1 pseudogene is annotated in these 239 nt (G+C 65.7%); it reads left to right on the plus strand.

Going from position 1 to position 239, the window contains the following annotated elements:
- Positions 1-239: pseudogene (locus RAD10_RS42480) on the plus strand (hypothetical protein); the annotation flags it as partial.

Raw genomic sequence — 239 nt, forward strand, 5'->3', positions numbered from 1 at the left:
GAGACCCCCGCCGAGCGTCTCGCCAGCGGCAAGGGCGAGCAGGGCACCATCCGCCTGTCCGCCTATCACGAGGGCGGCCACATCATCATCTGCATCGCCGACAACGGCCGTGGCCTCAACACCGAGAAGATCAAGGCCAAGGCGATCTCGTCAGGCCTCGTCACCGAGGCCGAGCTCGAGAAGATGAGCGAAGCCCAGATCCACAAGTTCATCTTCGCGCCGGGCTTCTCGACCGCGGC

The organism is Bradyrhizobium sp. 23AC (assembly GCF_054863025.1).